We start from the raw sequence: 25,241 nt of genomic DNA, 5'->3' as shown, positions 1-25,241 counted from the left end.
CCCCGGTGCGGGGGCAATAGACCTACGATGGCGGGATGACTAACCCGGAACGCGCCGCCGACCCCGCCGCACGCCGCATCTCACGTCGCTGGCCCGTCATCAGCGGGCTGTCCGCCCTCGCGCTCACCGCCCTGCTCGGCCTCGTGGTGGTCGTGCGGGCCAACGGCGTCGCCCTCGAGGTTGACACCGAGTGGATGGGCGAGATCATCGAGCACCGCTCGCCGGTCTGGGAAATTCCGTCGCTGTTCATGAACGCGCTCGGCGGCGGCCTGTTCGGCGTTCTGGTCGTGCCGCTCGCCATCATCCTCGTGATCGTGCTGTTCAAACGGCCGTGGGCGGCGGGGTACTACCTCGTGGCCACGGTGCTGAGTGCGGGCGGCGTGCAACTGCTCAAACAGGTATTTGGACGGGCGCGTCCTGAAGACATGCTGGTCGTCTCCGATTTTGGGTCGTTTCCTTCTGGCCATGTCGCCAATGCGGCGACCATGGCGGTGTGCCTTGCCATTATTTTTCCGCGATTCTGGGTGGCGCTCGCCGGCGCCGCGTACACGATCGTGATGCTGCTCAGCCGCACGTATCTGGGGGCGCACTGGCTCACCGATACCATCGGTGGGTTATTGCTCGGCGCCGGTGTCGCCATCGTGCTGTGGGCTCCGGTCGCCGCCAAACTCGATGGCGAACGGGAACTGGCCGCACGGCGTCGACTCGAACGGCAGCGACAGAAAGAAGCCAGGTCGTGACGAAAGCCCGGCAGAACGGACAGGTCTCGTTCTGGTGGAACCAGCTCGGTCAGCCAGCCCCGCGCGCAGCCCTGCCCGGGTCGACCCAAGCCCATGTCGTCATCGTCGGCGCCGGCTACACCGGGCTGTGGACGGCCTACTACCTCAAGAAGGCGGCGCCCCAGCTGCGCGTCATCGTATTGGAGGCGCGCTTCGCCGGCTTCGGCGCCTCCGGCCGGAACGGCGGCTGGCTGACCAACTCGGTCACCGGCGGCCGCGAGCAGTACGTGAAAAGTCACGGCCGCCCCGCCGCCGAACAGTTTCAAGCCGCGATGAACGACACGGTCGATGAGGTTATCCGGGTTGCGGCCCTCGAAGACATCGACGCGGGAATCGTCAAGGGTGGCGAGTTCACGGTGGCCTACGACCCGGCGCAACAGCACCGGCTGGAACAGACTGCCCGTGCCGAGCAAACGTGGGCGCACACCGACGTTGAATTGCTCTCGAAAACCGCGGCGCAGAACCGCATCAACGTGGCGGGCGCCACCGGGGCCATGTGGCATCCGCACTGCGCCCGCATCAACCCGGCCGTGCTCGTAGCCGGCCTGGCCCGCGCTGTCGAAGCCCTCGGAGTGGAGATCTACGAGAACACCCCGGTGAGCGAGATCGCGCCGCACCGGGCGGTGACCGCTGCCGGAACCGTCGAGGGCACGTTCGTCGTGCGTGCCACGGAGGGGTTCACGGCCGGCCTCAAGGGACTGCACCGAACCTGGCTCCCCATGAATTCGTCGCTGATCGCGACCGAGCCGCTGGCGGCATCCGTGTGGGAGAGTATTGGCTGGTCGGGCCGGGAAACCCTGGGCGACATGGCCCACGCATACATGTACGCGCAGCGCACGAGCGACGACCGCATCGCGATCGGCGGGCGTGGCGTGCCATACCGCTTCGGTTCGCAAACGGATGCCGACGGCCAAACCCCGCAGGCCACCGTCGACGCCCTCCGTGACATTCTGGTGCGCTTCTTTCCGGCGACGTCGAGCGCCCGCATCGACCACGCCTGGTCCGGTGTGCTCGGTGTTCCCCGAGACTGGGCCGCCACCGTCGGTCTCGACCCGCAGACCGGACTGGCCTGGGCCGGCGGCTACGTGGGTACCGGGGTCGCGACCACGAACCTCGCCGGGCGCACGCTGACCGACCTCATTCTCGGCCGGGACAGCGACTTGGTTCGGTTGCCCTGGGTAAACCACCGGGTGCGCGCGTGGGAGCCGGAGCCATTGCGCTGGCTGGCCGTCACAGCACTCTACCGAGCCTATTCGCTGGCGGATCGAGCGGAGCTCGCCGGCCATCGAACGACGTCGCCACTGGCACGCATAGCCGACGTCGTGTCGGGCCGGGGGCACTAGATGGCAGAGTGGGCGCCAACCACGCAGTCGGCTGCGCCTCAGCGGCCCGGACCGGCGGAAATTTTAGAGGCCCAGCCGAGCGGTGCGCCGCGTCCAGCGGTGAACCAGCTGCGGGCGGAGGCGCCCTAGCTCGGCCAGGGTGAGCGGGTCGGGGGGGCGCACGACGGCTACCCCGAGCGTGTCGATCACATTCTCGAGCCCCGATTGGGGCCAGAACTGGCCCCGGAGACGGAGGAGTACGTCGCCGGCGGAGTCCAGCAGATACAGGTGCGGGAGCGTGTCGACCACCCCGTTCTGATAGACATCGACGAGCAGAACGCTGGCAATATCGGCCGTGTCAATCGTGGTCAGGCGGCCCAGCAGGTTTCGGCTCTCCAGACGCGTACCCGTCACGGTGACGCACATCTTGCGTGCTCCGCACACAGCGACCACTCCGAGAACGGTCAGGCCGAGCTGAACGGCGGCGACGAACATCCAGGTGTCGCGGGGAATAGCGAGCCAATACAGCACGATCAGTAGGGGCAACATGAACGACAGTGCAGCGACGATCGACCGCGCGACCAGCTTTCGCCGGGGTCGCAAAATCTGCATTCCGCCCGGCTCGGTCCCCTCGCGCACCATGTGTTTCGTCTCACCCCTCAAATGCAGTATCCCGCACTTCGAGCGGTATCTCTTTCTTGGCCCGAGGGGGTAGACGAAGCGGTCTGAACCGAGTAGAACTATATGTCGACGAATCGTGCACAACCCCTGGCGCGTGCCCGGCGTAGAGTTGGCTCCGTGCACTCACGGGCCGTCCGCGAACGCGGCAATACAACGAAGCGGCACCGGCTGCATCCGGCGCAAGTTGTCGTTTCGGGCTTCGCCCTGACCATTCTCGGTGGTACGGCACTGCTGATGCTGCCGAATGCCCGGGTCGGACCGGGCGGGGCCTCATTTCTGGAGGCGCTGTTCACCGCGACGAGCGCGGTCTGCGTCACCGGGCTGACCGTCGTCGATACCGCGGTGTACTGGACGCCGTTCGGCCAGATCGTCATTCTGCTGCTGATTCAAATCGGCGGTTTCGGGATCATGTCGTTCGCCTCGGTGGTGGGTCTGGCGATCGCCCGCAAGCTCTCCCTCAGATCACGCATCACGGCGGCCGCCGAAACCAAGAGTGTCGGCCTCGAAGACGTGAAGGGACTCGTCTTTGGTGTCGTACGTATCTCGGTCGCGATCGAAATCACCGTAGCCGTCCTGCTCGCGCTGCGGTTCACGCTCGGCTACGGCGAGCCCGTTGGTCGGGCCATCTGGCTGGGGGTGTTCCACTCGGTGTCGAGCTTCAACAACGCCGGATTTGCATTGTTCAGCGACAATCTCATGGGCTACGCAACGGATGCCTGGATCTGCCTGCCGATCAGCGCCGCCGTCATTCTTGGGGGCCTGGGCTTTCCGGTGATCGTGCAGCTGCGGCGGCAGCTGCGGACGCGTCCGTTCAGCTGGTCGATTCGCACCTGGACCATGAACACCCGAATCGTCCTCGCCGGCACGATCGCACTGCTTATTCTCGGGACGGCATATATCACCGCGGTTGAATGGTCGAATCCGAATACGCTCGGCCCGCTGGACTGGCCGGGCAAGTTGCTCGCCGGGTTCTTTCAGTCAGTGCAGACCCGCACTGCGGGATTCAACAGCGTCGACATTGGCCAGCTGGACTCCGCGACCCTGCTCGGCATGGACGTTCTCATGCTGATCGGTGGAGGTCCGGCCGGAACCGCCGGCGGCATCAAGATCACGACCTTCGCTGTGCTGTTCTTCATTCTGTGGACCGAGGTCCGCGGCCAGGTGGCCGTGAACGTGTTCGGCAAGCGGCTCTCACGGGCGGTGCACCGCGAGGCCATCACGATCGCCCTGCTCGCTGTCGGCGTCATCATTGCCGCCACCGCGGCGCTCATGCTCATGACGGAGATTTCCCTGGACGCGCTGCTGTTCGAGACCATCAGTGCGTTCGCGACCGTGGGGCTGTCCACCGGCATCACAGCGGGCCTGCCGTGGGAGGGGCAGCTCATCTTGATTCTGCTCATGTTCATCGGCCGGCTCGGCCCGATCACCTTCGCCTCGGCCATTGCTCTGCGCGATCGGCGTTCTACCTACGAGTACCCCAAAGAAAGGCCGATCATTGGCTAAATATTCCCTGTTCGGGCATCGTGACCCCGCGCGCCTGGCCGAGGCCGAGTCCGTGGTGGTCATTGGTCTGGGGCGGTTCGGCAGCGCCCTGGCCCTCGAGCTCATGAAGAGCGGCACCGAGGTGCTCGGCATCGACGGCGACGAAGAGGTCGTGCAGCTGCACAACCGGCTGCTCACCCACGTGGTGCGCGCCGATTCGACCAAGGAGGCGACCCTGCGGGAGCTCTCAGTGCCGGACTTCTCCAGCGTGGTCGTGGCGATCGGCGGCGATATCCAAGCGAATATTCTCACCGCTTCGCTGCTGCTCAAACTCGGCATTGCCAACATCTGGGCGAAAGCCGTCAGCGACCCGCACGGCGAGATTCTCACCCAGCTCGGCGTCAACCACGTCATCTACCCGGAGAAGGACATGGGGCAGCGCGTCGCCCACCTGGTGCGCGGCGCCATGCAGGACTACATCGAGATTGGCGAGAATTTCGCCTTGGTCAAAACGGCTCCGCCACGCTCGCTGATTGGCGTGCCGCTTGGCCAGGCCAAAGTGCGCGCCCGGTACGGTATCACCGTAACGGCTTTTCACCGGCCCGGTGCCGGCTGGAGCTATACCTCGCTCGACACCGTGATCGAAGACGGCGACATCATCCTCATCGCCGGAGAATCGGCGCGGGTCGAAGAATACAGTCTCATGCGATGAGCTCGCCCTTCGAGTTCTTAGCGGATGCCCCGCTCGGCACCCGCGTCGTCGTGCGGTGCCGAATCCCCGGTGGGTACACGGACGCGCTGGGCTTTCTGCGCGGCCGCAGCGCGGCATCCGTTTCGGTGGAGACCAAGCGCGGTCTGGTCATGCTCGCCATGGCCGACGTCGTGGCTGCGAAAGAGGTGCCACCAGCGCCCGAGCCGCGCGGGCGCCGGGGCGGACCGGGTTAGAGAACGATGCGCAGCGGCTCCTCGAGCAGGGTCGTGAGGTCGCGCAGGAACGCGGCGGCGACGGCCCCGTCGAGTACCCGATGGTCGACGGTCAGGGTGATCTTCACCATGGGCACGGTCACCAGAACACCGTCTCGCACGGCCGGAACGTCGCTCGCGGCACCGATCGCCAGGATTCCGGCTTCCGGCGGGTTCAACACGGCGGTGAACGAGTCGATCCCGAACATGCCGAGGTTGCTGATGGTGAAGGTTCCGCCCGACATCTGGGCGAGGGACAAGCCGCCCGTGCGTGCCAGGCCGGCCAGGGCGCGCGTCTCGGTAGCAATGGCGGCGAGCGATTTCTGGTCGGCGTCGGCGACAACTGGAACCAGCAGGCCGTCGTCGGTCGCGACCGCCACGCCCACGTTGACGTGCTGGTGGCGCACAATGACGCCGTCGCCCCACGAGGCGTTGACTTCGGGGTGGGCACGGAGCGCTACCGCGCTGGCCCGCACGAACAGGTCGTTCAGGCTGACCTTGCTGCCGATCGTCTCAAGCGAGGCGTTCGCGCCGGCGCGGAACGCGACGAGTCGCTCCACATTGACGACGCTGGTGAGGAAGAAGTGCGGCACGGCCTGGCTCTCGGTGAGCCGGCGGGCCGTAACGGCGCGGATACGGCTGACCGGAACGGAGATCGAATCCGTCGAAACGACCGGCGTTGCGGCGGCGACTGCCTCGATCGGTGCCGGGGCGGATGCTGCGGCCGCCTGCGCGACGATAGCCGTGTCGACGTCGGTGCGGGTGATGCGGCCCTGCGGCCCGGTGCCCGCGATGGTGTGCAGGTCGATGCCGTGCTCGCGACCGATCTTGCGGGCCAGCGGAGAGGTACGCAGCTCGCCGGTTGCCACCGGGGCAGCGGGTGTTGCCGAGGCGGGTGCCAGGACGGCAGGTGTTGCCGCCGCGGCAGCGGCGGCGGGCGCGGCTGGAGCCACGGCATCCGCTACCGGAGCGGTAGGCGCTGCGGGCGTCGTGCCGCCTTCGACGATGTTGCTGCCGTCGCCGATGCGGGCTACCGGTGCCCCGATGGGAACGAGGGCGCCGGCCACGACGAGCAGCTGTTCGAGAATACCGTTGTCGAAGGCTTCGAGGTCCATCGTGGCCTTGTCGGTCTCGATCTCGGCGAGTACGTCGCCCTTGTGAATCTCGTCGCCGACCTGTTTCATCCAGCGGCTGAGTTCGCCCTCCTCCATGGTGTCGGAGAGGCGGGGCATGATGACGTCGGGCATGGCCGGCTCCTACTTGTCGTTCGGGGTGGATGAAAGGTTGAGCACTTCGCGCACGACCCTGGCGAGGTCGGCTGCGCTGGGCAGCGCTGCTTTCTCGAGGGACTTGGCGTAGGGCAACGGCACCTCGGCGGCGGCGACGCGGCGCACAGGGGCGTCGAGAAAGTCGAATGCACCCTCGCCGATGGTCGCCGAGATCTCGGCGCCGATGCCGTAGCTGAGCCAGTCGTCTTCGAAGACGACGGCGTGGCCGGTCTTTTTCACCGAGGCGCAGATGGTGTCGCGGTCGAGCGGTCGTAGGCTGCGGAGGTCGACGACCTCGATCGACAGGCCCTCGGCTTCGAGCTGGCGAGCCACTTCGAGGGCGGTCGTGGTGCCGCGCGAGTAGCTCACGATGGTGAGGTCGGTGCCTGTCTTGACCACAGCGGCCTTGCCGATCTCGGCGATCTGTTCGCCGTCTGGCACCTCGCCCTTGGCGCTGTAGAGCGACAGGTTCTCTAAGAAGATCACCGGGTCGTCGTCGCGAATGGCCGCGGTGAGGAGCGCCTTCGCGTCGGCCGGAGTCGACGGGGCGACGACCTTGAGCCCGGGAATGTGGGCGTACCAGACCTCGAGGTTCTGGGAGTGGGTCGCGGCGAGCTGCTGGCCGCCGCCGCCGGGCATGCGAATGACCAGGGGAATGGAGACCTGGCCGGCGAACATCGACCGCATCTTGGCCGCGTGGTTCACGATCTGGTCGATCGCGATGAGGCTGAAGTTGATGGTCATGATTTCGACCACCGGGCGCATGCCGAGCATCGCGGCGCCGAGGGCTGCGCCCACGAAACCCTCTTCGGCGATCGGGGCGTCGAGCACCCGGTCCGGTCCGAAGTCTTCGAGCAGTCCGGCAGTGATCTTGTACGATCCCTCGAACACCCCGATCTCTTCGCCGACCAGAAAGACCTTCTCGTCGCGCTCAAGCTCGGCGCGCAGGGTCTCGTTGAGCGCCTGGCGGTAGGTGATCGTGCGGGTGGTGGCTACTTGAGTATTCACAGTGCGTCCATAACGGGTTCTCCGGGCAAAGCGGATGGCGCGTTCGCCACCGTGCTTGCGTATACATACTTGAACAGGTCGTCCACGTCGGGTTCCGGGCTTTCGTCGGCGAAGGCGACCGCCTCGGAGACTCGCGCGTCGGCAGCGTCGTCGATGGCGGCGGCATCCGCTTCACTGAGCACGCCGGAGGCGATCAGCTCGGCGCGAAAGCTCGGCACCGGGTCGGACTCTTGGGCGATCGTGGTGTCATCTCGCGAGCGGTAGCGGGCGGGATCGACCACGGAATGTCCGCGCAACCGGTAGCACATGACCTCGAGCAACACCGGCTGGCGCGACTCGCGAGCCTGCTTGAGGGCATCGCGGGCGGCGTCGCGCACGGCGAGAACGTCGTCGCCGTCGACCCGGATGCCGGGCATGCGATAGGACGCGGCACGCTTGTACAGATCGGGTTCAGCGGATGCCTTCTCCACTGTCGTGCCCATGCCGAGACCGTTGTTGACGATCACGTAGACGATCGGCAGCTTCCACAGGCCGGCCAGGTTGAGCGATTCGTGGAACGCGCCGATGTTGGTGGTGCCGTCGCCGAGCAGGCACATAACGGCGGCAGCGTGGGGCCCGGCCGTTTCCTGGTTCTTCAGGGCGAGCGCGGCGCCGGTGGCCGGGGGAATCTGCCCGCCAACGATGCCGTAGCCGCCGAACAGGCGGGTTTCTTTGTCGAACAGGTGCATTGAGCCGCCGCGTCCGCCGGAGACTCCGGTGACCTTGCCGAACAGTTCGGCCATCACGCGCTCGGGCGACAAACCACGGAGCAGGGCGTAGCCGTGGTCGCGGTAGCCGGTGAACAGGTAGTCACGGGCCTCGATCGCAGCCATCAGGCCCACTACCGTGGCTTCTTCGCCGAGGTTCAGGTGGCAGTAGCCGCCGATCTTAGCCCGGGCATACATCTCGCTGGAGCGCAGCTCGAAGGCCCGCACCAGCGACATCCGTTCGTAATAGTCACGCAGGGTGTCGGCGGGTTCACCACCGGGAATCTCGACGTCTGCTTTCGGTCGCGTGCGGGCTTTTGCCGCCATGTGGTCCCACTTCCTGCGTGTTTCGTTTGTTAAGACTATTACTTTGTTCTGAATAATTTCTTCTCGCTCTGCCTCGCCGGAGAATCTGCGAGAGAACAGGCCTGAAGACGTGAATTCTGCTGCTGCCCAGATTGGGTGTCCATAATGGAGTCATGGCCGCCCAACCCCCGAGTTACAAAACGCTCGCCAGTCTGAGCCGCATGAACCTGCTCTACCAGCTGCAAAGCCGCGGAACGATGACCGTGAACGACCTCGCCGAGGCCGCCGGCCTGCACCACAACACCGCTCGCGAACACCTCGACCGCCTGATCAACGAGGGATTCGTCACCTGTGCGCCCGAACCGCGCGATAGCAAGGGCCGCCCCAAGATGCTCTACAGCGCTGCGGGCGGCGTCAGCACCGAACTGGGCTCGATCCGCAGCCGCAAGATCGAAGCCGCGCAGCAGCGTGCCGACCAGCTGCGACGGATGCTGCCGCTTCTTCCTGCAGGCCAGAGCGCGTTGGCCGGCTGCACCGGTCCCGCCGCGCAACGCCAGCTCGATGCGCTCGATGACCACCTCGACCAGGCCGGTTTCGACGCGAGCATCGCCGAGAACGGCGAACAGCTCAACCTGCGCGACTGCCCATACTCCGAGATGGTCAAGGAACACCCCGAGGTCTGCGGCGTGCACTATCGCCTGATTCAGGGAGTGCTCGAGCAGGCAGACGGCCCGCTGCGAGCCGTGGGTCTGAACCTTATCGACGCCCCGCACCTCTGCGTGATCGACGTGGTGGCCCGGCAGACGGCGAGCGACGTAGTACCCGTTGATCGCGCTCCGGGCATAACTCCTGCAATTTCTACAGCGTCGCGCGCTCAACCCCTGCGGTGACCCGGAACCACGCGACAAAATAACCGGGGGCCCGCGATTTGCAGGAGTTGAGCGCCGGGCCAAAACATTATTCACGGTACTTCTCGGTTGTTGAGGATTACCGGTGCGGCAAAGCTTGATTCGAGGGTGAGTGCCGCTGCGGCAGTCCCCGCACAAGCAAGGGGCACCGTGAAAACACGCATAACTTCAACGACCAAGCCCGGCACCGACGGCCCGGTCGCCGACTCGCTGATCAAGCTCGGCCGCTTTCTGCGCCGCGGCGAAACCAGCGAAGACCTGCGCAGCGTGTTCAAGACCGGCGGCCGCGCCGCCGACGCCTTTTACCGTGACCGTTGGACCCACGACAAAGAGGTGCGCTCCACCCACGGCGTGAACTGCACCGGCAGCTGTTCCTGGAAGGTGTACGTCAAGGACGGCATCATCACCTGGGAAACCCAGCAGACCGACTACCCCAGTGTCGGCCCGGACAGCCCCGAATACGAGCCCCGCGGCTGCCCCCGCGGCGCCGCCTTCAGCTGGTACACCTACTCGCCCACCCGAGTGCGCTACCCCTACGTGCGCGGCGTACTGCTGAACCTCTACCGTGAAGCGAAGGCTCGCCTCGGCGACCCGGTGCTGGCCTGGGCCGAAATCACCGGGAACCCCGAGACCGCCCGCCAGTACAAGAGCGCCCGCGGGCAGGGCGGCCTGGTGCGTGCCAGCTGGGATGAGGCCGCCGAAATCGTCGCCGCCGCCCACGTGCACACCATCAAGCAGTACGGCCCAGACCGGGTCGTCGGCTTCAGCCCGATTCCGGCCATGTCGATCGTGTCGCAGGGCGTCGGCAACCGCTTCATTTCGCTGCTCGGCGGCACCATGCTCTCGTTCTACGACTGGTACGCCGACCTGCCAGTGGCCAGCCCACAGGTGTTCGGCGACCAGACCGACGTACCCGAATCGGCCGACTGGTGGAACTCCAGCTACCTCATCATGTGGGGCTCCAACGTTCCCGTCACCCGCACCCCCGACGCCCACTTCATGGTGGAAGCTCGCTACCGCGGCCAGAAAGTCATCACGGTCTCGCCCGACTACGCCGACAACTCCAAGTTCGCCGACGAGTGGCTCGCCGCACACCCCGGCACCGACGGCGCCCTCGCCCTCGCCATGGGCCATGTCATTCTCAAGGAATTCCTGGTCGACCGTCGCACCCCGCGTTTCGTCGAGTATATGAAAAAGTTCAGCGACTCCTCCTACCTGATCGCGCTCACCCCGCGCCAGGACGCCTGGGTTCCCGGCAAGTTTCTGACGGCCGACGCGCTGCCCGGCACCGACACATCCGTGTCGAGTGCCGCCTTCAAGACCGTCATGCTCGACGAAAACGGCGAGGCTTTCGTGCCGAACGGTTCGATCGGGCACCGGTTCAGCGAGGCCGACAAGGGCAAGTGGAACCTTGACCTTGAGGGACGTGACCCGCTTCTCTCCATAGCGGATGCCCCCGATTACGACGGTCGCTCTGTCGCGATCGACCTGCCCCGCTTCGACGGCACCCCCGATGTTGACAGCGTCGGCGAACAGCACGCCGGAGCGGCCGGCATCGTACGTCGCGGCGTGCCGGTGCGCGTTGTCGCCGGCGTGCTCGTGACGACCGTGTTCGACCTGCTGCTCGCGCAGTACGGCGTGGGCCGCCCGGGCCTGCCGGGCGAATGGCCCACCGGCTACGACGACGCCTCCACCCCCGGCACGCCAGCCTGGCAAGAGGAGATCACCTCGGTGCCGTGGCAGGCTGCCGCGCGCATCGGCCGTGAGTTCGCGCAGAACGCCGAGGACTCCCAGGGTCGCTCGATGATCTTGATGGGCGCGGGAACCAACCACTGGTTCCACTCCGACACCATCTACCGCGCCTTTCTCGCGCTCACCACCATGACCGGCTGCCAGGGCGTGAACGGCGGGGGCTGGGCCCACTACGTCGGTCAGGAAAAGGTGCGTCCGCTCACCGGGTACGGCCAGTATGCGTTCGGCCTGGACTGGGTGCGCCCGCCGCGCCAAATGATTGGCACCGGCTTCTTCTACCTCGCTACCGACCAGTGGCGCTACGACGGCCTGAGCGCCGACACCCTCGCGAGCCCGCTCGGTACCGGGATATTCAAGGGACGCACCACCGCGGACACCATGGTCGAATCGGCCAAGCGCGGCTGGATGCCCAGCTACCCCACCTTCAACCGCAACTCCCTCGACCTCGTTGATGACGCGGTCGCCGCGGGGCAGGAACCGGCCGAATACGTGGTCGATTCGCTCAATGACGGCTCGCTCGAGTTCTCCTGCGAAGACCCCGATGCACCCGAGAACTTTCCCCGAGTGCTCGTGGTGTGGCGGGCCAACGTGCTCGGCTCCTCTGGCAAGGGCAACGAGTACTTTCTCAAGCACCTGCTCGGGGCGCCGTCCGCGGTGCGCGCCGTCGAATCGATGCCGGCTCGCCGTCCGAAGACCATGAAATGGCATGAGAGCGCCCCGGAGGGCAAGCTCGACCTGATGGTCACGAGCGACTTTCGAATGACTTCGACGACCATCTACAGCGACGTCGTCTTGCCGCCGGCCACCTGGTATGAGAAGAACGATCTCTCGACGACGGACATGCATCCGTTTATTCACTCGTTCAACCCGGCGATCGCCCCGCCATGGCAGGCCAAGACCGACTTCGACATCTTTCACGTGCTCGCCGCGAAGATCTCGGAGATGTCGGTGACGCACCTCGGTAAGCGTAAGGATCTCGTCGCAGCTCCGTTGCAACACGACACCCCCGACGGCATGGCCACCCCGCACGGAACGGTCTTGAACGATCAGCCGCTCATTCCCGGGGTCACCATGCCCAAGCTCGTCGTTGTCGAACGCGACTACCCGGCCTTCGCCGCGCAGCTCGGCGCACTCGGGCCGCTGACCGAAAAGCTTGGAATGGTCACCAAGGGCGTGAAATTCAACCCCGACGTTGAAATCGCCTACCTCGGCAAGAAGAACGGCCTGGTTCCGAGTGGTCCGGCCGCCGGCCGCCCGCGCCTATCGACCGCGATCCACGCCTGCGAAATGGTGCTCGCGCTGTCGGGAACCACCAACGGTCGGCTCGGCACCCAGGGCTTTCGCCAGCTCGAGGAACGCACCGGCGTGAAGCTGGCCCAGCTCGCCAGCGACAACGAGGGACGCCGATTCAGCTACCCGGATGTTCAGGGCGCGCCGGTTCCGGTGCTCACCTCCCCGGAATGGTCGGGTTCAGAGCACGGGGGTCGCCGCTACAGCGCCTTCACCATCAACGTCGAGCACCTGAAGCCCTGGCACACCCTCACCGGGCGTCAGCATTTCTACCTCGACCACGACTGGATGATCGAACTGGGCGAACAGCTCCCCATTTTTCGGCCGCCGCTGGACATGCACCGCCTGTTCGACGACTCCATCGTGGGCGCGACGACCGCGACCGGGGCTACGGGCTCCGCGGGGCACGCCGAGGTGGCCGTGCGTTACCTCACCCCGCACTCGAAGTGGTCGATCCACTCCGAGTACCAGGACAACCTGCTGATGCTCTCGCTCTCCCGTGGCGGGCCGACGATCTGGATGAGCCCGCAGGACGCCGACAAGATCGGCGTGCGGGACAACGAGTGGATTGAGTCGTACAACCGCAACGGCGTCGTCGTCGCGCGGGCAATCGTGTCGCACCGCATGCCGGAAGGCACGGTGTACATGTACCACGCGAAGGACCGCACCATCAATGTGCCGGTCGCCGAAACCAGCGGTATGCGCGGCGGCACCAACAACTCGCTCACGCGCATCCTCTTGAAACCGTCTCACCTGATCGGCGGCTACGCCCAGCTGTCCTTCGCCTTCAACTACCTCGGCCCGACCGGGAACCAACGCGACGAGGTCACCGTGATTCGTCGTCGCAGCCAGAAAGTGGACTACTAATGCGTGTCATGGCCCAGATGTCGATGATCATGAACCTCGACAAGTGCATCGGGTGTCACACCTGCTCCGTCACCTGCAAGCAGGTGTGGACCAACCGCACCGGCGTGGAATACGCCTGGTTCAACAACGTGGAGACGCGGCCCGGCCTCGGCTACCCGCGCGAATACGAAAACCAGGAGAAGTGGAAGGGCGGCTGGGTGCGCAATAAGCGCGGCCGGCTGCAGTTGAAGGCTGGCGGGCGGCTGAAGAAGCTCTCGCAGATCTTCAACAACCCCAATCTGCCGCAGATCGACGACTATTACGAGCCGTGGACCTACGACTACGACATGCTCACCACCGCCCCGGCCGGCACGCAGAGTCCGGTCGCGCGCCCGAAGTCGCTCTTGACCGGCCAGGACATCGACATCAAATGGTCGGGCAACTGGGACGACGACCTCGGCGGCTCGCAGGAGACCGCGAGCCAGGACCCGATCCTGGCGACGATGAGCGAGAAGGTGAAAATGGAGTTCGAAGAGACCTTCATGTTCTACCTGCCGCGCATCTGCGAGCACTGCCTCAACCCCGCCTGCGTTGCAGCCTGCCCCTCCGGCGCTATGTACAAGCGTGAAGAAGACGGCATCGTGCTCGTGGACGAAGACGCCTGCCGTGGCTGGCGCATGTGCGTCTCCGCCTGCCCCTATAAGAAGGTGTACTTCAACCACAAAACGGGCAAGGCCGAGAAGTGCACGCTGTGCTACCCATTGATCGAGCAGGGTAAGCCCACCATCTGCTCCGAAACCTGTGTCGGACGCCTGCGTTACCTTGGCCTCATGCTGTACGACGCTGATGCAGTGCTCGCCGCAGCCTCGATCGAGAACGATCAGGACCTGCTCGACGCCCAGCGCGCCTGCTTTCTCGACCCGTTCGATCCAGAGGTCATCGCCGCCGCCAAGGCGGAGGGCATGGCCGACGACTGGATCGAAGCGGCGCAGAACAGCCCGATCTACAAGCTCATCTCCGAGTTCGAGGTCGCGCTGCCGCTGCACCCGGAGTACCGCACCATGCCGATGGTCTGGTACATCCCCCCGCTCTCGCCTGTCGTCGACGTTGTGAGCAACTCGGGCAGCGACGGCGAAGACGCCCGCACCCTGTTCGCCGCGATCGACAAGCTGCGTATTCCGGTGGAATATCTCGCCGGGCTGTTCTCGGCCGGCGACGTCGTTCCGGTGGAACTCTCGCTGCGCAAGCTCGCCGCGATGCGCGCCTATATGCGCGACATCAACCTCGGCAACGAGCCCGACGAGCGCATTCCGAACGCGGTCGGCATGACCGGTGAAACCATCACCGCCATGTATCGGCTGCTGGCGATCGCCAAGTACGAAGACCGCTACGTCATTCCCAAGGCCCACGTCGAGACGGCGCGGGAGCTCGACGAGCTCGGCTGCTCGCTCGACAACGACGGCGGCCCCGGAATGGGTGGCCCGCGCGAGCACGCGGGCCCTCACAACGCCGGCGACGCCGGCCCCGCGGGCCCTTACGGCAACACCCCCGGCATGCCGCTGAATGCGACGGTCGACAACTACAACCAGATGGTCGGGGACTCCCCGATCATCAAGACCCGCCCGGCGACCCCCGGCCGCATCAACCTGCTCAACTGGAACGGCGGCGGCGTGCCCCAGGGCCTGTTCCCGCCGATAGCGGATGCCGGGAGTCCGGCATGAGCACCGGCGCGCTCGCGCGCCGCATGAACTTCGGCTTTAGGGCGCCCAAGATCGCTCCGCGATCGATCGCGGCCGTTCCGCTCACGCCCGAGCAGGGGGTAATCGCGCACATGGCGGCGTCCATTCTGCTCGACTACCCCACGCCGGAGCGACGGGCGCAGTTTGCGCTGGTGGAGGCATCCGTTCTGGATCTGCCCGGTGAACTTCACCGTAGCTTTGCGGCGTTCTTCCGTGCGGTAAATACGCGCAGCCAGCAGCAGCTCGAGACGCACTTCACCGCGACCTTCGATCTGAAGCGCAAATGCTGCCCGTACCTCACCTACTACGCGGCGGGCGATACCCGTCGCCGCGGTATGGCACTCGTGCGCTTCGTCGAGGCCTACCGGGCGGCCGGCTGGCAGGTTGACGCCGACGAACTGCCTGACTATTTGCCGATGGTGCTGGAATTCTCGGCACTGTCGGACTCGCCGATCGCCCAGGAACTGCTCGCCGCGCACCGCGACGGCATCGAGGTGCTGCGCGCAGCGCTCGAGAAGTTCGAGAGTCCTTACGCCCACCTCGTTGAGGCGGTGTGCCTGTCGCTGCCCCTGATCGACGACGAGACCCGCGAACGCTACCTCAACCTGGTCAATGAAGGGCCGCCGACAGAGACGGTCGGCATGACCTACCTCGGCAATCTGAAACCGTTTTCCGCGCACGCAAACGAGGATGTGAGAGTATGACCGCCTGGGATTATCTGCTCTGGGTCGCTTTTCCCTACGCAGCCTCCGGGGTGTTCGTGGTCGGCCACCTGCTGCGCTACCGCTACGACCAGTTCGGCTGGACCAGCCGCTCGAGCCAGACCTACGAGAACCGGCTACTGCGCTGGGGCTCGCCGATGTTTCACTACGGCATTCTCATGGTGATCGGCGGGCACGTCGTCGGCCTGTTCATTCCCAAGCCGTGGCTCGAGTTCTTCGGCGTGACCGAGCACATGTATCACCTCGGTGCCACCTGGCTCGGCAGCTTCGCGGCCGTGCTGACCGTTGCCGGGCTCGCCATTTTGATCTACCGCCGCCGCCTGACCAAGCGGGTGCTGCTGGTCACGACGGTGATGGACAAGTTCATGTACGTGTTCCTGGCCAGCACCATCGCCTTCGGCACGACCGCCACCGTGCTGTACCAGATTTTCGGCGGCGGCTACGACTATCGCGGATCGATCTCGCCGTGGATCCGTTCGCTGTACAGCTTTCAGCCCGACCCGTCGCTAATGAGTGATGTTCCGTTCTTCTTTCAGCTGCACGTACTCACCGCCACGACGCTTTTTCTGCTCTGGCCGTTCACCCGTCTGGTGCACGTGTTTTCGGCGCCGCTCGGCTATCTCGTGCGCCCCTACGTGGTCTACCGCTCGCGCGATGACCCCCGCGGTGCCGGTTCGCGGGCGCCACGCCGCGGCTGGGAAAAGAGCGAACGCCCGCTGGAGCGCTCCAGAAAGTAGTCTCGTTTCATGGTGCAGATCAAGAGGGCGTATGACGCGGCATCCGCTTCTGACGGATGCCGGGTGCTGGTTGATCGACTCTGGCCGCGCGGTGTCTCCAAGGAGAGCGCCGACCTCGATGAGTGGCTGAAAGAGGTCGCGCCCTCGCCCAAGCTCCGCACTTGGTGGAAGCACGACCCGAAGCGCATGGACGAGTTCGCCCTGCGCTACCGCGCCGAACTCGACGGCAATACCGAAACCCAGGCGGCCGTCGTGCAGCTTCGGGCGCTCGCCGCTCACGGTGTCACCACGCTGATCTATGGGGCCAAGGACCCGCGGGTGAACCATGCGCGGGTGCTCGCCGAATACCTGCAGGAGAAGTAGACGCACGAGGTCACATTCCGCTTAAAGGAATACTGAGACTCCTTCCAGCCTTGGGAATAGAGGCGTCTGCACGCGGCGGTGGAATCTCAAAGGACTCCCGCCGCGCGGGACAGGGGCGTCAGCGTGACTCACGAATGACAATAGAAAGTGTCGAACCAGTGACTTCAGTAGTTCCCGTCAGTACCCACGGCAGCAGGTTCCCCAAATGGGCGCGCTCGTTCGGCGTTCAGATCATCGCCGCACTCATCATCGGTCTGGGCCTCGGACTCGTGGCCAAATACACCGGCAGTACCGAAGCGAATCCCAACGGTCTCGGTGCGACCCTGAAAATTATCGGGTCGAGCTACGTCTCGCTGCTGCAAGCTGCCGTCGTACCGCTCATCTTCACTGCCGTGGTCAGCTCCATCGCGAACCTGCGCGAAGTATCGAACGCGGCGAAGCTGGCCTGGAACACGCTGCTCTGGTTCGCCATCACGGCCTTGATCGCCGTTCTGATCGGCATCGGACTGGGTGTGCTGGTGCGACCGGGCGCAGGAACGGGCATCACCGAGAATGCCGAATACACCGGCAAGACCGGGGACTGGTGGGCATTTTTGACCGGGCTCTTCCCGAAGAACTTCCTCGGACTCGGTGCCAACACCTCCGTCGTTGACGGCGTCGCCAGCACCAGCATCAACTTCAACGTGTTGCAGATTCTCGTCATCGCCATCGTGGTGGGCATTGCCGCGTTGAAGGTCGGCAAAGCTGCTGAGCCATTCCTGAACCTGAACGCGTCAGCTCTCGCGGTCATTCAAAAGGTGCTGTGGTGGATTATTCGCATCGCGCCGCTCGGCACGATCGGCCTGATCGGAAACGCCGTAGCGGTTTACGGCTGGGACACCATGGGATCACTGGGCAAGTTCGCCGTGACCATCTACATTGGCCTGATCCTGGTACTGTTCGTGGTCTACCCGGTGTTGATCAAGTCTCACGGTCTCTCCGTCAAGCAGTACTACTCCGGTGTCTGGCCGGCCGTTCAGCTGGGCTTCGTGTCGCGCTCCTCCATCGGTACCCTTCCCCTGACGCAGCGCGTCACCGAGCGCAGCCTGGGCGTACCGCGCGGATATGCATCGTTCGCTGTTCCTCTGGGAGCGACGACCAAGATGGATGGTTGCGCGGCCATCTACCCCGCCGTCGCCGCCATCTTTGTGGCACAGTTCTTCGGTATTCAGCTGGACCTCACCCAGTACCTGCTGATCGTTTTGGTATCCGTATTGGGTTCGGCAGCCACGGCCGGGACCACCGGCGCCGTCGTGATGCTGACGCTGACCCTTTCCACCCTGGGACTGCCGCTGGCCGGGGTCGGCCTGCTGCTGGCCATCGATCCGCTCATCGACATGGGTCGCACCGCCGTGAACGTCGCCGGTCAGGCCCTCGTGCCCACGATCGTGGCCAAGCGTCAGGGCATCCTCGACGAGACCCTGTACAACGCACCGCGCACGTCGCAGCCGTTCACGGACGACGCCGTGGAATCGGCTCCGAGCGAGCTGGTCGACGAGAAGGTGTAGTTCACTCACGGGTGAGGGGGCGCAATCGGATCTGAAACTGGCCTCGTAAGAGCGATGTGCGCCCCCTCAGACGAGTGAGGCGGCTGGCGGGACCGACGCGGGTCGGCATCCGCTGGCCGAAGGCTAGACCCGGTCGAGGGGGATCGACTCGTCGGCGAGGCGAGCGGGATCGACCGGCTCGTCCCGGCGAATGAGTGCCTGCACAGCGTCGTTGACGTCCCAGACGTTCACGTTCATGCCGGCGACGACCCGGGCATTTTTCACCCAGAAAGCGATGAACTCCCGTGTCGTCATGTCGCCCCGGTAGACCAGTTCGGCCCCGCCGGTGAGCGGGCCGAAGCCCGAGTACTCCATGCCGAGGTCGAACTGGTCCGTGTAGAAGTACGGAATTGCGTCAAAAGCCACATCCTGACCGAGCATCGCGCGGGCCGCGACCGGTCCGCCGTTGAGGGCGTTCGCCCAGTGCTCGCTGCGCAGGCGCTGGTTCACCAGCGGATGCTCGGCGTTGGCCACGTCGCCCGCCGCAAACACGTGCGGGTCGTTCGTTGCGAGGCTAGCGTCGACCAGAATGCCATTGTCGACGGCGAGCCCGGCCTTCTGGGCCAATTCCACGTTCGGAACCGCGCCGACGCCCACCAGCACGAGGTCGGCGGGCACGGTTTCACCGCCGGCGAGGACCACCCCGGTCACCTGGCCGTCGGCGCCGAGCAGGCTGTCGACCACCGCGGAGCGGCGGATGACCACCCCGTGCTCCTCGTGCAGGGTCGCGAACATGCCCCCGAGCTCAGGCCCGAGGGCGGTCGCGAGCGGTACCGCGCCACGCTCCAGAATGGTCACCTCGTTGCCGAGGGTGCGGGCCGTCGCGGCCACTTCCATGCCGATCCAGCCGGAGCCGATGACGACGAGACGTTTGCCGCCATCCGCTAACTGGGAGTGCAACAGATCGGAGTGGTCGAGGGTGCGCAGGTAGTGCACCCCGCCGAGGTTCGCGCCCGGCACGCTGAGGCGGCGAGGCCGGGAGCCGGTGGTCAGAAGCAGCCGGTCATAACGCCACGTTTCGCCATTGTCGGTGCTGATTCGGTGTTTCGCCAGGTTGAGGTCGACCGCTCGGGTGCCGGGGTGAAACTGCACGTCGCGGTCGGTGTACCAACTCGGGCTTTCCACGAACACGGAAGCGCGATCGGCCGTGCCGGCAAGATAATCCTTCGACAGCGGCGGGCGAATGTAGGGATGGTGTTCTTCGGCGCCGATCAGGTGGATCTCCCCGTCGAAGCCGTCATCGCGCAGGGTTCGAGCCGCGCTCGCACCCGCTAGCGACGCTCCGACGATCACGAAAGTCTGTTGTTCGGCCATGGCGGGTTCTCCCTCGAAAGCGTGCTCTGACTGTACAGCGTTTGCCCGCTTGGGAGAGGGGTGTCCTGCCGGCGACGCACGCTGCGCGGGAGGTACGTCAGTACGCGGGACTTCGGATCGGGCCAGAACTCCAGCGCAACTCGACACGCGGGAGTTGTGCCAGTGCGTGCGAGTTGCGCCTCCCGCACAGCGGCGCAACTCCCACGCGGCCGGCAACTGACTGTCTGCGCCCACTCTTGGCAGGGGGGCGGGTAACGGATGCCGCGCGCGGGTCGCGCACGCAAGCTCAGCTCGGCGAGACCACCGTGTCGCAGCGCCAACACGGTGCGGGCAGTTCGCCGGAAACGTACGCGCCGCACTCCGGACAGACCTGCTCGAGCCAGCAGACCGGGTCGCCGCCGATCGGTTCTTCATATCTGGTCATCGTTGACCTCCTCGTTTCAGTATGACCTGCGTGCTGGCAGGAAAAAACCCGAAGTCCCCCGCTGGAGGAGAAGGGGACTCCGGGTCGCTGGAGGGAGCGTTAGCTCGGGTTGGGTGCGCCGGGACGCGCGTAATAGAACCAGGCCAGCCCGGTGCAGAGCACGCAGAACGCGGAGCAGCCGATGAAGAAGGCGGTTGGGCTCATGGTGGTGAGGGCCATGCCCACGATGAACGGTCCGAAGGCGGCGATCGCCGCGGTCCAGCCGATCGCTCCGCCGGCCTGCCGCTTGGGGAAGATCATCGGCATCTGCTTGAACGTTCCGGCATTGGCCAGGCCGGAGAAGAAGAAGATGATGATCATGCCGGTGAGAAAGCCCTTGAACTCGTCGACGCTGGTCGGGGTGAGGAAGAACACCGTGACCAGGGTGCCGACGGCCATGCCGGCACCGCCGATAAAGGTGAAGATGGCGCCGCCGAACCGGTCGCAGAGCGGGCCAGAAGCAGCACGCACGAGGGCGCCGACGACCGGGCCGATGAAGGCGAAGGCGAGCGGGTTGGGAGCATCCGGAAAGTCGCCGTAAACGTTGAGAATGATCAGACCCATTTGCGCGGCCAAGCCGCTGAACGCGCCGAAGCTCATGAGGTAGATGGCGGTCATGATCCAGGTGTGCTTGACCTTGAAGATATCCAGCTGCTGTCTGAAGTTGGCCTTGATCGGCACACGCTTCAGGAAGAGGAGGGCGAGGATGACCGCGAGGATCACCCAGGGAATGAGCACGAGCCCGCCGTTGTGCAGCCAGACCAGCTCACCGTTTGAATCGCTCTCCGGGGTGAGCACAGCGGTGCCGAGCAGGCCGAAACCGACCACCCACGGAGTGAGCAGCTGAATGAGGCCGATGCCGAAGTTGCCGAGCCCCGCCTGCAGGCCGAGGGCTGTTCCGGCCAGGCGCTTGGGAAAGAAATAGCTGGTCGACGCCATGAACCCCGAGAAGCTGCCGCCGCCGATACCTGCAGCGAACGAGAGTGCCAGGAGCACCCAGTAGGGGGTGGAGACGTCGCGGGCGACGAGGGTCCAGCCGATCATCGGCAGCAGCAACAGGGCGCTCGACAGGGCGACGAGAATGCGGGTGCCGAGAATCGGTGGCAAAAACATGAAGACGAGCCGCAGCAGGCCGGCAGCGAGGCCTGGCAGCGCGACCAGCCAGTACAGCTGGCTGGTGCTCAGGTCGAAGCCGATGTCATTAAGCCGTGGCGCGATCGCGCTGACCAGGTACCAGGCCGCGAAGCCGAGGGTCATGCTGAAGGTGGTGATCCACAGGGTGCGCCAGGCGAGGTGCGAATCCCATGTTTCGTCGTGTTCCGGATCCCAGTTGGAGAGGTCCGGCTTCAGCGTGGACGTGACGCGTGAGGGTGAGACGGTTGACATGGGCTTCCTCGGTTGTTCGGTCGGGCATGCGGCTCGTTGTAGTAGCTAGCTTGTTCGCTTGGCAAGTGGGGTGCATCGCGCAAACACCGTGACAAATGATTCCGGCCCAGAGCGGATGCCGGTGGTCGCCATCCGTTGATTGCAATCTCGACAGGCTCGATCCCAGGCTTGCGGCGGAGATCGCCGTCGACCACCGTGACGGCGTCTGTGGTCGCCGGCATCCGCTTGAGTCGGAGCGCTTTCGCTGCGTCGGGGTACTGTGGAACGGTGAAAACTCAGCTCAAGCTTGGCGCCGAACTCGGTGCCGTCGTGATCACCGTGTCTGACCGCTGTTCGCGCGGCGAACGCGAAGATAAATCAGGCCCGGCCGCCGTCGATGCACTCGGGGAGGTCGGCATTCCGGCTGGTCCGCCGCGGGTCGTGCCTGACGGCATCGAGAGTGTCGCCGGGGCGATCTCGGGGGCGCTGGGTGACGGTGCCCGCCTCGTCGTGACGACCGGCGGCACCGGGGTCTCGGCGCGCGACCTCACTCCCGAGGGCACGGCCACTGTGCTGCACACGATTCTGCCGGGCATCTCCGAGCGGATTCGCGCCGTCAGCGTCGCGACGATCCCCACCGCGATGCTGTCCCGCGGCATCGCCGGCATCGCCGATTCGGTCGGCAACAATGGTGCCCTGGTCGTGAACCTGCCTGGTTCGGCCGGCGCGGTGCGCGACGGCGTAGCCATTCTCGCGCCGCTCGTGCGGCATATCATCGACCAGCTCGATGGTGGCGACCACTGATGAGTGCTGGCTTCGCTCTGGTCACCGACTCGCGGCTCATCGTCGACGAACACGTTTTGGCGGTGTCCGATGCCACGCACGGAGCCGTGGTGACGTTCATTGGGCAGGTGCGCGATCACGATCCCGATGCCACAGGCCGTGTCACTGGCCTCGACTACAGTGCGCATCCCGACGCGGGGCGCATTATTGGTGAGATCGCTGACCGGGTGCGGGGGAAGCATCCGTTGGTGGTGTTGGCGGTCAGTCACCGCATCGGACACCTCGATGTCGGCGACCTCGCCCTTGTTGCGGCGGTTGCCAGTGCGCACCGCGGCGACGCCTTTGCAGCCTGTGAGAGCCTCGTCGAGGCCGTGAAGGCCGAGGTTCCGATCTGGAAGAAGCAGTACGAGGTCGACGGAACGCATTCCTGGGTCGGTTTGTAGCGTTTAGCGCGGAGTGGCCGTGCGGAACTGCGGAGATCTGCGTGAAAACGCCTGTTTCAGCGTGCGATCTGCGCCATTCAGACGGAAATCTCCGCGGTTGTGAACGGGTTCAACCCCCGAGTTGGGGAACGGGTTGCGCCGACGTGGTGGGCCTCTTGTCCAGATTTGTTTCCGGAGGTGACGCTCGGAACCCCTTGGTGAGGACGGCAAGATAGATGACGCCGATTCCCAACCAACCAAGCCCGAGATAGAGCGCCACGGTCCCCAGCTGGGTGAGGAGATAAATGTCGACGACCGCCCCCAGCAGCGGGAAGATCAGGAACGTGAGCACACGCTCCTTTTGGCCGCGGCGCCACTGTCGAATGAAGTAGACGATCACGCAGACATTGACGACGGTGAAGGTGAGAAAAGCACCGAAGTTGATGAAGGACGCCGCTGTTCCCAGCGAGAGATTCAGTGCAAGCATCCCCACAGCGCCGATCAGGACCAGGTTGAAGACCGGTGTCTTGAACTTGGAATTCAGCCGTCCGAACAGTCGGCGAGGGAGCACCCCGTCGCGTCCCATCACGAACATAAGTCGACTGGTGCTGGCCTGGATCGCCATGCACGAGGCGAATCCGCCGACAATGATTACGATATTGACGATCTGGGCGAATACCGGACCACCCACGAGAACGGACATCGCGTACGACGCGGTGGAAGGATCCGTGAAAGTCGCGCCGGGATGGACCAGCTGCATGACATAGGAAACCGCGATGAATATCGTGCCACCGATGAGGACGGCGAGCAATATTCCGCGAGGAATGTTCTTCTTAGGATTGATGGTTTCTTCACTCAGCGTGCTAATCGCATCGAACCCCAGGAATGAGTATGCGGCCATCGCTGCACCCGCGGAAACTATCGCGACCGAGGTTGACGAGTTCCAAAACGGAGCGGTGAAGGACGCCGGGCTGTTCGTGCTCAAATGGCCGATTGCGAGCACCACGAAAGCGATGATTCCAATCATGGTCAAAGTCATCAGGGTCTTGTTGACCTTGACAGCCAGCACGATTCCGAGGACGTTGACCAGAGTCGTCGCGACGACGTTTACAACGAGCCAGACCCAGATCGGGATGGCAGGAAATTGTGCGTTCAGATAGAGCGACTGGATGAGCCACGCGACCATCGGAAGAAAGAAGTAGTCCAGCAGAATCGCCCACCCGGCGAGGAAACCGATCTCGGGGCTGATCGTTTTTCGTGCGTAGGTGTACGCGGAACCAGAAGCAGGGAATATGCGTGCCATCTTGCCGTAGCTCAGGGCCGTCAGTGACATTGCGGCTGCGGCGATGATGTAGGCGGTCGGGGTCGCTCCGTGGCTGCTGACGGCGATGACGCCAAAGGTGAGCATCACGATTGCCGGAGACATATACGCGACGCCGAAAAGCACGATCGACGGCAAAGACAGCCGCGCGCGCAGCGTGGGCGTTTGTGTGCTCATCAGTGGATGTCCTTCTGGTCGGAGTGTTGTGCGGGCTGCCACGCCTGCGGGTTGATGTGGCCGGAATAGAAGGGCATCTCTATGCTGGCGTCGTCCGGACTGAAGTGAGCCCAGGGCCGGGTGACCCCGGCCGTGCCGAATCGCCGAGTGTTCACTACGTCGTCCAGGTCGATGACGTCCGTGAGTACTCTCGACTCCGAGGTGAGAGAGTGCACCCGTACGCGCCCTTGCGGGTCGACAAGAAGACTCTGCCCGAGACCGTGCGGTGCTGCGGCGTTGGCGCTGGCAACAAAGACCTGATTGACGATAGCGTTGGCGCGGGTGAGAGTGATCTCTTGCTCTCGGTCTGAGGTCGCCGTCTGGACGACGTTGACGATGAGCTCAGCGCCCAGCCAGGCCAGGTGGCGGCTGGTTTCGGGAAACCACGCGTCGTAACAGATCGACAGTCCGACGCGACCATAGCCAGCCATGTCAAACGTGACAAAATTAGCACCGGCAGCCACTTTTTCGGTGGGGCGCCAGGGGAACATCTTGCGGTAGGCGGTCACGCGCTTTCCCTCTGGGGAGTAAGCAGCAGCTGTGTTGTAAATGCGCCCGTCGCGCCCTCGTTCGTAGAAGCTGCCCGGTACGAGCCAGATTCCCAAGTCCCCGGCGATCGAGGCCAAGTGGTCATTTCGGGGTCCGTCGAGCGGCTGCGCCAGGCTTTGGATCAGATCGGCTGTCTGGTCGTCAGAAGCGTCACCGACTGTGGACAGGTGTAGCTCCGGGTAGATGAAGAGTGCCGAGTCCGAGTGCGTTTTGGTGAGCCGCTCGACGGCGGACGCAAAGGCGTCGAGGTCGTTGTTTGGCTGGGCCGGGGCTTGAATCAGCGCAAGAGGGAGTGGTCTCGACATGGTTT

General features: G+C 64.9%; 23 protein-coding genes. 14 read left to right on the top strand and 9 right to left on the bottom strand.

Annotation, left to right across the window (positions count from 1 at the left end; genetic code table 11):
- Positions 1-35: 35 nt before the first annotated feature.
- Both CJ028_RS02685 and CJ028_RS02680 read left to right on the top strand, forming a co-directional pair.
- Positions 36-740, top strand: a complete 705-nt coding sequence (locus CJ028_RS02685; protein WP_105033738.1) for a phosphatase PAP2 family protein — start codon at positions 36-38, stop codon at positions 738-740.
- Entirely contained in the window at positions 737-2,122 is a 1,386-nt protein-coding gene (locus tag CJ028_RS02680; protein WP_105033737.1) for an NAD(P)/FAD-dependent oxidoreductase, read from the top strand. Before CJ028_RS02685 ends, CJ028_RS02680 begins: the two co-directional genes overlap by 4 nt.
- A 63-nt stretch (positions 2,123-2,185) precedes the next feature.
- Here CJ028_RS02680 and CJ028_RS02675 read toward each other — a convergent pair whose 3' ends face one another.
- Positions 2,186-2,743: a hypothetical protein gene (locus tag CJ028_RS02675; protein WP_105033736.1), complete on the bottom strand. Its 558-nt coding sequence runs from the start codon at positions 2,741-2,743 to the stop codon at positions 2,186-2,188.
- 102 nt (positions 2,744-2,845) lie between these two features.
- Between CJ028_RS02675 and CJ028_RS02670 the strand changes: the two genes are divergently transcribed.
- The 3 genes from CJ028_RS02670 to CJ028_RS02660 are packed head-to-tail and all read left to right on the top strand — an operon-like array spanning position 2,846 to position 5,209.
- Entirely contained in the window at positions 2,846-4,285 is a 1,440-nt protein-coding gene (locus CJ028_RS02670; RefSeq protein WP_105033735.1) for a TrkH family potassium uptake protein, read from the top strand.
- Positions 4,278-4,976: a potassium channel family protein gene (locus tag CJ028_RS02665; protein WP_205683921.1), complete on the top strand. Its 699-nt coding sequence runs from the start codon at positions 4,278-4,280 to the stop codon at positions 4,974-4,976. Before CJ028_RS02670 ends, CJ028_RS02665 begins: the two co-directional genes overlap by 8 nt.
- The gene (locus CJ028_RS02660; protein WP_105033734.1) at positions 4,973-5,209 is read left to right on the top strand and encodes a putative acetyltransferase; all 237 of its coding nucleotides are present in this window, start codon (positions 4,973-4,975) and stop codon (positions 5,207-5,209) included. Before CJ028_RS02665 ends, CJ028_RS02660 begins: the two co-directional genes overlap by 4 nt.
- On the opposite strand, the gene CJ028_RS02655 is transcribed toward CJ028_RS02660, so the two are convergent.
- From CJ028_RS02655 to pdhA, 3 genes are read right to left on the bottom strand one after another with little or no spacing between them, the layout of a single operon-like run.
- Complete coding sequence (locus CJ028_RS02655) at positions 5,206-6,474, bottom strand: dihydrolipoamide acetyltransferase family protein (protein WP_205683920.1); 1,269 nt, start codon at positions 6,472-6,474, stop codon at positions 5,206-5,208. The two genes, CJ028_RS02660 and CJ028_RS02655, sit on opposite strands and share 4 nt — an antisense overlap.
- A 9-nt stretch (positions 6,475-6,483) precedes the next feature.
- The gene (locus CJ028_RS02650; RefSeq protein ID WP_240607046.1) at positions 6,484-7,503 is read right to left on the bottom strand and encodes an alpha-ketoacid dehydrogenase subunit beta; all 1,020 of its coding nucleotides are present in this window, start codon (positions 7,501-7,503) and stop codon (positions 6,484-6,486) included.
- Positions 7,500-8,576 carry a pyruvate dehydrogenase (acetyl-transferring) E1 component subunit alpha gene (gene pdhA, locus CJ028_RS02645; protein WP_105033733.1) on the bottom strand — a complete coding sequence of 359 codons (1,077 nt, stop codon included), beginning with the start codon at positions 8,574-8,576 and terminating at the stop codon, positions 7,500-7,502. The genes CJ028_RS02650 and pdhA overlap by 4 nt, the downstream gene beginning before the upstream one ends.
- A 152-nt stretch (positions 8,577-8,728) precedes the next feature.
- Between pdhA and CJ028_RS02640 the strand changes: the two genes are divergently transcribed.
- From CJ028_RS02640 to CJ028_RS02610, 7 genes are all read left to right on the top strand, one after another.
- Complete coding sequence (locus tag CJ028_RS02640; RefSeq protein ID WP_105033732.1) at positions 8,729-9,445, top strand: helix-turn-helix transcriptional regulator; 717 nt, start codon at positions 8,729-8,731, stop codon at positions 9,443-9,445.
- Positions 9,446-9,613: 168 nt separating this feature from the next.
- On the top strand, positions 9,614-13,372 hold the full coding sequence (locus tag CJ028_RS02635) for a nitrate reductase subunit alpha (protein WP_240607045.1): 3,759 nt from the start codon (positions 9,614-9,616) through the stop codon (positions 13,370-13,372).
- On the top strand, positions 13,372-15,072 hold the full coding sequence (gene narH / locus CJ028_RS02630) for a nitrate reductase subunit beta (RefSeq protein ID WP_105033731.1): 1,701 nt from the start codon (positions 13,372-13,374) through the stop codon (positions 15,070-15,072). Before CJ028_RS02635 ends, narH begins: the two co-directional genes overlap by 1 nt.
- Positions 15,069-15,794 carry a nitrate reductase molybdenum cofactor assembly chaperone gene (gene narJ, locus CJ028_RS02625; protein WP_240607044.1) on the top strand — a complete coding sequence of 242 codons (726 nt, stop codon included), beginning with the start codon at positions 15,069-15,071 and terminating at the stop codon, positions 15,792-15,794. Before narH ends, narJ begins: the two co-directional genes overlap by 4 nt.
- Positions 15,791-16,549 carry a respiratory nitrate reductase subunit gamma gene (narI, locus tag CJ028_RS02620; protein ID WP_105033730.1) on the top strand — a complete coding sequence of 253 codons (759 nt, stop codon included), beginning with the start codon at positions 15,791-15,793 and terminating at the stop codon, positions 16,547-16,549. Before narJ ends, narI begins: the two co-directional genes overlap by 4 nt.
- 9 nt (positions 16,550-16,558) lie before the next feature.
- Positions 16,559-16,912 (top strand): DUF488 domain-containing protein, encoded by a 354-nt coding sequence (locus CJ028_RS02615; RefSeq protein WP_105033729.1) that lies wholly within the window; start codon positions 16,559-16,561, stop codon positions 16,910-16,912.
- A 134-nt stretch (positions 16,913-17,046) separates the two neighbouring features.
- Complete coding sequence (locus tag CJ028_RS02610; RefSeq protein WP_105033728.1) at positions 17,047-18,459, top strand: dicarboxylate/amino acid:cation symporter; 1,413 nt, start codon at positions 17,047-17,049, stop codon at positions 18,457-18,459.
- 123 nt (positions 18,460-18,582) lie between these two features.
- Here CJ028_RS02610 and CJ028_RS02605 read toward each other — a convergent pair whose 3' ends face one another.
- From CJ028_RS02605 to CJ028_RS02600, 3 genes are all read right to left on the bottom strand, one after another.
- Positions 18,583-19,812, bottom strand: coding sequence for an NAD(P)/FAD-dependent oxidoreductase (locus CJ028_RS02605; RefSeq protein WP_105033727.1), 1,230 nt, complete (start codon positions 19,810-19,812; stop codon positions 18,583-18,585).
- Positions 19,813-20,098: 286 nt separating this feature from the next.
- Complete coding sequence (locus tag CJ028_RS21060; RefSeq protein WP_167395124.1) at positions 20,099-20,236, bottom strand: hypothetical protein; 138 nt, start codon at positions 20,234-20,236, stop codon at positions 20,099-20,101.
- Positions 20,237-20,335: 99 nt separating this feature from the next.
- Positions 20,336-21,661, bottom strand: a complete 1,326-nt coding sequence (locus CJ028_RS02600) for an MFS transporter (protein WP_105033726.1) — start codon at positions 21,659-21,661, stop codon at positions 20,336-20,338.
- A 267-nt stretch (positions 21,662-21,928) separates the two neighbouring features.
- Here CJ028_RS02600 and CJ028_RS02595 point away from each other — a divergent pair, with 267 nt between their 5' ends.
- Together CJ028_RS02595 and CJ028_RS02590 are read left to right on the top strand one after the other, a co-directional pair.
- Entirely contained in the window at positions 21,929-22,444 is a 516-nt protein-coding gene (locus CJ028_RS02595) for a MogA/MoaB family molybdenum cofactor biosynthesis protein (RefSeq protein WP_105033725.1), read from the top strand.
- Positions 22,444-22,866, top strand: coding sequence for a molybdenum cofactor biosynthesis protein MoaE (locus tag CJ028_RS02590; protein ID WP_105033724.1), 423 nt, complete (start codon positions 22,444-22,446; stop codon positions 22,864-22,866). Before CJ028_RS02595 ends, CJ028_RS02590 begins: the two co-directional genes overlap by 1 nt.
- Positions 22,867-22,975: 109 nt before the next feature.
- Here CJ028_RS02590 and CJ028_RS02585 read toward each other — a convergent pair whose 3' ends face one another.
- Both CJ028_RS02585 and CJ028_RS02580 read right to left on the bottom strand, forming a co-directional pair.
- A complete protein-coding gene (locus CJ028_RS02585; protein ID WP_105033723.1) occupies positions 22,976-24,343 on the bottom strand; it encodes an APC family permease in 1,368 nt (455 codons plus the stop codon).
- Positions 24,343-25,236: a carbon-nitrogen hydrolase family protein gene (locus CJ028_RS02580; RefSeq protein WP_105033722.1), complete on the bottom strand. Its 894-nt coding sequence runs from the start codon at positions 25,234-25,236 to the stop codon at positions 24,343-24,345. The genes CJ028_RS02585 and CJ028_RS02580 overlap by 1 nt, the downstream gene beginning before the upstream one ends.
- Between the last annotated feature and the right edge of the window lie 5 nt (positions 25,237-25,241).

Origin of the sequence: Cryobacterium aureum, assembly GCF_002954245.1 — a bacterium.
Taxonomy (GTDB): domain Bacteria; phylum Actinomycetota; class Actinomycetes; order Actinomycetales; family Microbacteriaceae; genus Cryobacterium; species Cryobacterium aureum.
The sequence above is the reverse complement of the archived record's forward strand: the minus strand, read 5'-3'. Positions and strand labels throughout refer to the sequence as shown.

Excerpts from the sequence above, each read along its gene's own strand:
- CJ028_RS02685 (WP_105033738.1), top strand. The coding sequence starts at position 36 with ATGACTAACCCGGAACGCGCCGCCGACCCCGCCGCACGCCGCATCTCA.
- CJ028_RS02675 (WP_105033736.1), bottom strand. The coding sequence starts at position 2,743 with ATGGTGCGCGAGGGGACCGAGCCGGGCGGAATGCAGATTTTGCGACCC.
- CJ028_RS02670 (WP_105033735.1), top strand. The coding sequence starts at position 2,846 with ATGTCGACGAATCGTGCACAACCCCTGGCGCGTGCCCGGCGTAGAGTT.
- CJ028_RS02660 (WP_105033734.1), top strand. The coding sequence starts at position 4,973 with ATGAGCTCGCCCTTCGAGTTCTTAGCGGATGCCCCGCTCGGCACCCGC.
- CJ028_RS02655 (WP_205683920.1), bottom strand. The coding sequence starts at position 6,474 with ATGCCCGACGTCATCATGCCCCGCCTCTCCGACACCATGGAGGAGGGC.
- pdhA (WP_105033733.1), bottom strand. The coding sequence starts at position 8,576 with ATGGCGGCAAAAGCCCGCACGCGACCGAAAGCAGACGTCGAGATTCCC.
- CJ028_RS02640 (WP_105033732.1), top strand. The coding sequence starts at position 8,729 with ATGGCCGCCCAACCCCCGAGTTACAAAACGCTCGCCAGTCTGAGCCGC.
- narH (WP_105033731.1), top strand. The coding sequence starts at position 13,372 with ATGCGTGTCATGGCCCAGATGTCGATGATCATGAACCTCGACAAGTGC.
- narJ (WP_240607044.1), top strand. The coding sequence starts at position 15,069 with ATGAGCACCGGCGCGCTCGCGCGCCGCATGAACTTCGGCTTTAGGGCG.
- narI (WP_105033730.1), top strand. The coding sequence starts at position 15,791 with ATGACCGCCTGGGATTATCTGCTCTGGGTCGCTTTTCCCTACGCAGCC.
- CJ028_RS02615 (WP_105033729.1), top strand. The coding sequence starts at position 16,559 with ATGGTGCAGATCAAGAGGGCGTATGACGCGGCATCCGCTTCTGACGGA.
- CJ028_RS02610 (WP_105033728.1), top strand. The coding sequence starts at position 17,047 with ATGACAATAGAAAGTGTCGAACCAGTGACTTCAGTAGTTCCCGTCAGT.
- CJ028_RS02605 (WP_105033727.1), bottom strand. The coding sequence starts at position 19,812 with ATGGCCGAACAACAGACTTTCGTGATCGTCGGAGCGTCGCTAGCGGGT.
- CJ028_RS21060 (WP_167395124.1), bottom strand. The coding sequence starts at position 20,236 with ATGACCAGATATGAAGAACCGATCGGCGGCGACCCGGTCTGCTGGCTC.
- CJ028_RS02600 (WP_105033726.1), bottom strand. The coding sequence starts at position 21,661 with ATGTCAACCGTCTCACCCTCACGCGTCACGTCCACGCTGAAGCCGGAC.
- CJ028_RS02590 (WP_105033724.1), top strand. The coding sequence starts at position 22,444 with ATGAGTGCTGGCTTCGCTCTGGTCACCGACTCGCGGCTCATCGTCGAC.
- CJ028_RS02585 (WP_105033723.1), bottom strand. The coding sequence starts at position 24,343 with ATGAGCACACAAACGCCCACGCTGCGCGCGCGGCTGTCTTTGCCGTCG.
- CJ028_RS02580 (WP_105033722.1), bottom strand. The coding sequence starts at position 25,236 with ATGTCGAGACCACTCCCTCTTGCGCTGATTCAAGCCCCGGCCCAGCCA.